General features: G+C 38.5%; 5 protein-coding genes. 2 read left to right on the forward strand and 3 right to left on the reverse strand.

Features of this window, described 5'->3' with window-relative positions; all coding sequences use genetic code 11:
* On the reverse strand, positions 1–652 hold a 652-nt coding region (locus A5882_RS16080), incomplete at its 3' end, for a lipopolysaccharide biosynthesis protein (protein ID WP_176462039.1).
* Between the two features lie 692 nt (positions 653–1,344).
* Here A5882_RS16080 and A5882_RS16085 point away from each other — a divergent pair.
* Positions 1,345–2,229, forward strand: coding sequence for a helix-turn-helix domain-containing protein (locus A5882_RS16085; RefSeq protein ID WP_086338427.1), 885 nt, complete (start codon positions 1,345–1,347; stop codon positions 2,227–2,229).
* 71 nt (positions 2,230–2,300) lie between these two features.
* Here the strand turns inward: A5882_RS16085 and A5882_RS16090 are convergent, their stop codons facing one another.
* A complete protein-coding gene (locus A5882_RS16090; protein ID WP_176462040.1) occupies positions 2,301–3,863 on the reverse strand; it encodes a polysaccharide deacetylase family protein in 1,563 nt (520 codons plus the stop codon).
* 234 nt (positions 3,864–4,097) lie between these two features.
* On the opposite strand from A5882_RS16090, the gene A5882_RS16095 reads away from it, so the two are divergent.
* Positions 4,098–4,772, forward strand: a complete 675-nt coding sequence (locus A5882_RS16095; RefSeq protein ID WP_086316341.1) for a CPBP family intramembrane glutamic endopeptidase — start codon at positions 4,098–4,100, stop codon at positions 4,770–4,772.
* Between the two features lie 78 nt (positions 4,773–4,850).
* Here A5882_RS16095 and A5882_RS16100 read toward each other — a convergent pair whose 3' ends face one another.
* A complete protein-coding gene (locus A5882_RS16100) occupies positions 4,851–7,982 on the reverse strand; it encodes a MucBP domain-containing protein (RefSeq protein WP_086373119.1) in 3,132 nt (1,043 codons plus the stop codon).
* Positions 7,983–8,549: the final 567 nt, after the last annotated feature.

The raw sequence follows: 8,549 nt of genomic DNA on the forward strand, positions 1-8,549 counted from the left end.
TTTTTTTTGTATCAAAGTATCTCATTAAATTAATAATTATATAACTTAAATTCGTAGATATAATCGCTCCAATAATCCCTATAAAAGGGATTAAAACGAAAGACGAAACAACACTGATACAAGCACCTACCATAGTTGAAATCATAATCATCTTATTATTCATTGAGGCTGTATATATTGATCCAAAATAAACTGAGAAACAATTAAGCACAGCCGATACAAGTAACAGAGGAATTAAGTTCCATGCCTCAAAAAATTCGCCTTGTAAAAGAAATTTTGAAATAAATGGAATGAAAGTAATAATTAAACTGCAAGAAGCAATAATTAATGAATAGTAAGTCAGGAAAACTTTAGTAAAAAAATTAGAAGCTTGCTTATTTGAAATTTCTTTGGAGGCAGAAAATTGCCAAGCTTGTTGAAATATGGAAGAAAGAACATTTATTATTGAAGGTAGCTTACTAATTGCAGTGAATATTCCAGCTACCGCTATCCCTTGAAACATAACTAAAATGTATCTTGTTGAAATATTAGCAAACCACCAAGATATTGAGTTAGGTATCATTGGTATACTAAATGTCAATAATTCTTTTATTAGAGTTTTATCTAATATTTTTAAATCAATAAATTGTTTTATATTTGCACGAAAATACATCTAGATGTGTATAAGAGACAGATAATGAATACGATTTCAATTGCATGTTTATACATCTGGATAGAGAAAAATGATGATTGTGTTTTTTCATGATTTTAACCTCGTTTTTTACCTCCGCAAATAAAAAAACAAAAATAATTTAGACGTTTTTTCACGATATCACCTAAAATAACTCTTGCTAACGAAAAAAAGGAATCGAAACACTCGCAGAAAGTTCTGTGAAAAAAGAATGAAACTATTCTATCAAAATCAACGTTGCACTATTATGAACGATTATTTCTTCAGTTGCTCTTCGCTGCTTTTCATCCTCACCTAGTTATTTGGTCCTACATTTCGGACGTAAGCGTTCATTCTACTCGAAGCGGTTATACTTGTTGGTAAGAAGGAAACACCGCTGCCCAATTGACTTCTTCTAATACGACTTAAGGAGCAACAAACGATGCATTGGCTAGTAATGATTTTTCTATTGATCTGCCTCAGTTTTGTCTAAAAAAAGCGTGAGAACCGAATGTTCTCACGCTTTTCTACGATCCCCCTCTGAGGATCCTCTATCACAAAGATTACTGAACGATTTCTTCCACCAAATCAAGGAAAGTCTGAAATAAAAGACCTTTTAGATTCCTCTATTGGCTTTACTTTACTATAATGGGGATACAAGATCTCATTAATTCAACGAGAGCGGAGGCTTTCTTATGTATGGCGAAACGATCAGACAAATCCGATTGAAAAAAGGCTTCACCCAAAAAGAAGTCTATGGCACGATTATTTCAAAGTCTTATGCCATCGAGTTCGAAAAAGGCAAGCATCAAATTGCTGCCAACCTGCTGTTGCAAATTTTAGAAAATCTCTCAATGGATATCGATGAATTTCTCTATATCGCGAATGGCTATCGCCTGGATGAGCAAAACAGCTATAATCATCGGTATAATCAATATTCAAACAAACACGATCTGCCAAATTTACAAAAGCTGTTACAGGAACTACAACAAACCACTAGTAGACTGAACAATATCCGTATTGCAGAGGTTCGCTCGCGAATTCGCATGCTACAATGCTTGGCGGAGCATGGGGTCTATCGACAAAGTGCTGTTTTAGAATGCGATCGCCAAACGATCACTTCTTACCTCATTGATGTTGAGAGCTGGACGTTACAAGAAATCCAACTATTTGGCAACACCATCGATCTTCTGGACAACGACCATAATTTCTTCTTTTTCAAAAAAGTATCCAAGATGCTCGAGTACTACATCGATATGGAAAAAGGTCGAGAAATCTACTGCGCCTTGCTGATCAATTTGATTGAATATACGCTAAAACACCAGCAATACGATGCGACGGAAGTTCTCGTTGTCCAATTGAAACTTTTAGCGACAGACTACAAAGAATTTTTCCACCAAACCGTCTGCAAGTTTTTCCAAGGCGTGTTGCTCATAAGAACCGGCGATCAAAAAGCTGGTGAAACGATCACACAAAAGATGTTGGCTATTATGCGAGAACTGGATCAAGAAGCCCTTGCCGATGATTTTGCTTTACTATTGGATGAAGATTATCTCCGAGCATTTGCCTCCTCCGAGTGATAAAGCGGCAACTGCAGCGTTCGTTTTTAAAAAAAGGAAGCGATGATTGCCATCACTTCCTTTTTGAGCTATTAGCTAACACTGCGTTCATCTGTGGCACCAAAGTATTGATACATTGGTTTTTGTTTGCCATTGAGCAACTGATCCACCGTCACAAATTCATAGCCTTGCGCTTTCAGCGTTTGAATAACACCAGGTACGGCTTGAACGGATTTCGGATGAATATCATGGAGCAGAATTATTGAACCATCGTAGACATTATTTTGTACGACCTTCAAAATTTTGTTCGGATCTTTTAGCTTCCAATCCTCGGTATCAACACTCCATTGAATGATCGATTTTCCTGCCGCTTGGGCGCTTTGTTGATCGATCGCACCATACGGCGGGCGCAAATTCTTAGGTAAGACTCCTGTTGCCTGATAGATTGCTTTGTCAGTTTTGGTTATTTCCGCTTTGACATCCTCCGGCGATAACGTATTTAATTGCGGATGTGAATAGGAGTGACTGGCAATTTCATGCCCTTCCTCATGGACTTTTTTCGATACTTCAGGATATCGATCCACCATTTGTCCTAATTCAAAAAACGTTGCTTTGACATCGTTGTCCTTTAAAATCTTCAAAAGATCTAATGTGGTTGTGTCGTTAGGGCCATCATCGAAAGTCAGTGCAACATATTTTTTGTTTTCGTCCAATGTCGATTGTTGCTCTTTCAATTGATCCGCGTTAACAAGTTCCGGATCAATAAACGGTGCAATCTCTTTGTACGCCAACGTGATCTCAGATACACCAGTTTGATTTTGGGGCAACTGAATCGTTATTTTTTCAGGATCATACGTAAATTTCGACTCATAGGTGATTCGATCCATCGCCAAGACCGCATCAATGACTTTATCAGGTTCCTTGGCTTGGTCTAAAATCTTTTGCTGAATGACTTGCTGGATCCCTAGCAAGCTGCCCTCGTCTGGAACCAAGTCTTTCAAGGATAATTCATTGCCGGTTTTCTCGGAAATAAAAATTGGATCGGCAACCACGCTATCTGCATCTTCAAAGCGACCAGTTTCCCGATTCCAAACATAGCTGTCCGCTTTTAAAGAATAGGTTGACACTTTCGATGCGACCGCTTGTGCTTCAATCCGAGCAACGGTGACTGTCTCTTTATCTGTGTGTTTTTTGCATAATTTGTTCGCCATGGTCGACAATTTCTTGCTTGCATCTTTGACAGGAATCGTACTTTCTTCTTTTGGTCGGAAAATCAATTCTTTCTTGTCCCCATTAGACAATGTTTCGAGTTTTGCTGGGATTCCCTCTTTAGCTTGTTCTTCTTGGATCGATGCCAATAACTTTTCAGCAGCAGCCTCATATTTTTCCCGTGCCAAGGCTTCTTGTTGCTTCAACGTGAAAGCAATATAGCCGCCAGTGGCGATAATGACGATTGTCAGCAGCGTCATCAATGAAAAGAGATACTTGCGATGGGTGGGCTTCTTTTTAGAAACTTGACGATTGGTGGTTTGCGTGCGTCTTGCCGTTCCCGTTGTTTGCTTTTGATGTGATTCGACCCTTGAAAAAGGTGCTTGTTTTTCAGACGTCGCTTCTTTATGTTGTGAATTATTTGAATAATTGCTTGATTTCTTCATAAACATTCTCCCTAAAACATAATAACGTAAACAAAATGTAACATAAGCGTAATAATATTTCAACAGTGTTACAGAGATTCTTATAAACTTCTCTTTTTGTTCACCATTTTTGAGAATTATTCTAAGAAATCTTTTATTCTGATACTAATAAAAGCAAGCCTATCAGCCATGATATCGTATTCACTCCGTTTTATTTTCGTTTAAAAATAATGAGAGAGATCTTTTTGTACTTTGATGTTTTTTCTGTTTATAATTCAGCGTGTGGCAATTACTTTAAAGGATGTGTTCAAAATGAAACACAAGTCAACAACGTATTTATTTATTCTTACATTAGTCATCGGTTTAACCTATCAAATGCTTCCCTATACACCCCTAAGCGATTCCGTTTTATCCATCATTGGTACTGTATGGAATGTGATTTTGGCATTTGGTGCAGGGTACTTTCTCTTACGAAGGACCTTTTTGGAACAATTCAAACATTTTCGTTTCATCGTTTTATTATGGGGTGTGCCTTTCGTCATTTTGACTGGCGTGTTCTTTTCCTTTATTTATGCCGCTATTTTTGGACAACCAACAACTAACTCGATCGGCGAAACCATCACCGTCCAAATGGTCTTTTTACAAGTTCCCTTCATGTTGATGGGAGAAGAGTTGCTTAGTACCAATCTCTTATTAGCTTTACAGAAAAAAGGATTCTCTTTCCTCTGGTCTTCCATCATTTGCAGTGTGCTGTTCGCTTTGTGGCATATCCCAGCGTATGGTTTTCATCCAGCCCAATTATTGATCACCTTGATGCCTGCCAGATTGGCACTCAACTACGTATGGAAAAAATCCAATAGCGTATGGGTCAGCTGGATCTGCCATTTTCTCTATGATTCCCTTGGGTTCATTTCATTTTTAGGTAAATAAGCAACAAAAAGGACAGCTGAATCCTAGCTGTCCTTTTTGTTAGTCAGTGATGCCTTTCCCCAATGGCTTACTTAATCGCTATTTTCGCTTTCTGAAATAAAGCCAGCTTGCCGTGGCGATAAAGCACAAACCAACTATAATTGGGAACAACGTCCCCTGCTCATCGGTTTGCGGCAATCTTTGTGCAGACGCGCTTTTTTTCGAAACAACAGTTTGGACAGGAGCTTTTTCCTTATTATCAGAACTATCAACTGTTGCAGCTTGTCCTTTTGTATAAACGTACGTCACAGTTGCCCCCTGTTTGCCGAATGTGCCTTTCGCATTTTGTGGTAAACGACTTTGATCTAAGACGTAGCCGTTGATTGATATTTGGTATTTTTCTGTGCTAGCATCGTAAGGTTCGCCTACATTTCCTGATAGGATTTGGGAAGCATGAATTTCGTTACCTTCTGTGTCTACATACTCCACCGTTACATCCGCTGCTGGTATCGGATTTTTTGTGTAGATGTAGGTGACTGTTTGCGCTGTTTCGCTAAACACACCTTTACTGTTTTTTGGTAATTGACTTTGATCTATGGTGTATCCGTCGATTTTTAGTTGATATTTTTCTGTACTAGCATCGTATGGGTCGCCTATGTTTCCACTAATCGTTTGTGAAGAGTGGATTTCTTTACCTTCTGTATCCACGTACTCGACTGTGACATCAGCTGCGGGTATCGGATTCCTTGCGTAGATGTAGGTGACTGTTTGTGCTGTTTCGCTAAATACACCTTTACTATTTTCTGGCAATTGGCTTTCATCCAAAGTGTAGCCTTCAATCATTAATTGATAGTTCTTTGTGCTGGCATCGTATGGGTCGCCCACATTACCGCTAATCGTCTGAGAAGCGTGGATTTCGTTGCCTTCGGTATCTATATATTCGACCCTGATATCCGCAGCTGATACGGGATTTTTTGTGTAGATGTATGTGATTGTTTGTGCTGTTTCGCTAAATACCCCTTTTAGATTTTCTGGTAATTGGCTTTCATCTAGTGTATAGCCATCGATCGATAGTTTATATTGATCTGTGCTGGCATCGTATAAATCACCTATGTTTCCACTAATGGTTTGGGAGTCATGAATTTCATTGCCCTCTGTGTCAACGTATCTCACTGTTATATCCGCTGCTGGTACGGGATTTTTTGTATACACATAAGTGACTGTTTGTACAGTTTCACTAAATACTCCTGTGGTATTTTCTGGCAGTTGGCTTTCATCCAGTGTATAGCCGTCGATCGTTAATTGATAGTTCTCTGTACTGGCATCGTATGAATCACCTATGTTTCCGCTGATCTTTTGCGAAGGGTGAATTTCTTTGCCTGCTGTATCCACATACTCCACTGTTACATCCGCTGCTGGTACGGGATTTTTCGTATAAATGTAAGTAACGGTTTGCGCGGTTTCTCTAAATATGCCTTTACTGTTTCCTGGCAATTGGCTTTCATCCAATGTGTAGCCATCGATTTTTACTTGATATTGTTCCGTACTGGCATCGTATGGATCACCCACATTCCCACTAATTTTATTAGCAGCGTGAATTTCTTTGCCTTCTAAATCCACGTATTCCACCACTATATCAGCTGCTGATATCGGATTCTTTGTATACACATAGGTGACTGTTTGCGCGGTTTCACTAAAGACACCTTTACTATTTTCTGGCAATTGGCTTTCATCCAATGTGTAGTCTTCGATTGCTAGTTGATATTTTTCTGTACTAGCATCGTAAGATTCGCCTACGTTTCCACTAATCGTTTGTGAAGGGTGAATTTCGTTGCCTTCTGTATCCACATACTCCACTGTTACATCCGCTGCTGGTACGGGATTTTTTGTGTAAATGTAGGTGACAGTTTGCGCTGTTTCTTTAAATACACCCTTACTGTTTTCTGGCAATTGACTTTCGTCTAAAGTGTAGCCTTCGATTTTTAGTTGATATTGTTCTGTGCTAGCATCGTATGACTCGCCTACGTTTCCACTGATCTTTTGCGAAGGGTGAATTTCTTTTCCTTCTGTATCCACATACTCCACTGTTACATCCGCTGCTGGTACAGGATTTTTTGTGTAAATGTAGGTGACAGTTTGCGCTGTTTCGTTAAATACACCCTTACTGTTTTCTGGTAATTGGCTTTCGTCTAAGGTGTAGCCATCAAATCTTAGCTTATAATCTTCAGTGCTGGCATCATATGGTTCACCAATCGTACCGGTCAAGGTCTGCATCTCATGGATTTCTTGCCCTTGACTATCAAGGTATCGGACATTTACCTCTCCAATCTGCTCCGGATCGACAATGACATTGACCACATGTGTGGTATTCACGCTATAGGAGGCTTGTCGAGCCATAAAAATTGCTACATAGGAACCTGGCTTGCTTGGGTCAACATTGGTGTAGTAAGGATAGATCTGCGAGTCAGAAATGCTTTTTTCTATATTGCCGCTAAAATTTAGTTTAAACGCCTCAATCCCTAATGCTTTGGTTGAGAAATCAAATGTGCTGTTTACAGGAATATGAATCGTATCAGGACTATCTCCAAAAGCATACTCACCCGCAATTAAACGCTCGTAAAGTTCAAGTGTTTTCGTTTCCCCTGGCTGCAAGGTGATGGAATTTCCAACCGATGTGAATGCATAGTTTAGTCTTTGATTCGTGGTACCAACTTGCTTAATAAAATAGCCACCTGAAGGAAGTTGAATTGTAACCTTTCCTGAACTGTCCGTGACTAACAATGTCACTTCACCAGATGTCGAGGAGGTCAATGTGAAATAAGCTCCTTGGATCGGTTGGTTTGAATTACCATCTAACACTTGAACCGTCAGTTGCCCATTGACAGCTCTTGCAGCTGAAGCATTAACAGATGAGGGAACCTTATCTACAGTGCTTACAGCAGAATCTTCTTTAATATCTGATTCAGAAATATTTTTTTCATTATCACTGTTGACTTGCGATTGCTCGTTTTTAGCATCCACACTCGATGAGGTCATTGTTGTCATCGCAGCATTATCTGCTTCCGTTAAATCATTTGTATCATTAGATGGTGTAGCTATCTTTTCGTCTTGCTCCAACTGTTGGGAATCTGAAAAACCTTCGCTTTCCGCCATTACCTGAAATGCTGGTGTTACCACCGCAGCACTTAATAGGATTATTAAAGACATAATATGTTTAAATTTCTTTTTCACAAACTTTCACCTTAACCTTCTTTTTCAAAATTTAGACTTTTTTATTCAAGCTTTTTTCACGCCTGAAAATCATTATAATTTATTAAATTTTAATTTAAAAACATTTTTTTATTTATCGTATTCTCCACTCCTAGCTGAAATTTTTATGCGGACTCATGAAATGCCCTTTATCTTGTGTATACCTGATTCATTTATCATTGCACTACATCACCTCTTCAGAATTTTATAATTCAAGTACCCTTCCCTTCAAGCAAATCCAGTGCAAATCAGCGCAAAGCTTCTTTGCATCCTTGTTTTATCAACGATTTCCGTTTTCCTAAAACAGGACACTATTTTCACCTAAGATTTCCTTTCTTTTTTGAATGACTCATATAAAAATACCTCCTAATTTTCAAAAGAGATATTTTTTCAAGTTTCCAGCTCAGAACAATAGAATTAGGTATTATTTAAAAGAAAAAAACACTAAAAATAATCGAGTTGCCGTGAATATCCAATGCGAAATTCTAAGCTAAACTCATTTTATTTTCATTTTTTGAAAACGAAGAAATACACTTGTGCATTTCTTCG

The organism is Enterococcus sp. 4E1_DIV0656 (assembly GCF_002140695.1).
Lineage (GTDB): Bacteria > Bacillota > Bacilli > Lactobacillales > Enterococcaceae > Enterococcus_D > Enterococcus_D entomosocium.

Excerpts from the sequence above, each read along its gene's own strand:
- A5882_RS16085 (WP_086338427.1), top strand. The coding sequence starts at position 1,345 with ATGTATGGCGAAACGATCAGACAAATCCGATTGAAAAAAGGCTTCACC.
- A5882_RS16095 (WP_086316341.1), top strand. The coding sequence starts at position 4,098 with ATGTTTTTTCTGTTTATAATTCAGCGTGTGGCAATTACTTTAAAGGAT.
- A5882_RS16090 (WP_176462040.1), bottom strand. The coding sequence starts at position 3,863 with ATGAAGAAATCAAGCAATTATTCAAATAATTCACAACATAAAGAAGCG.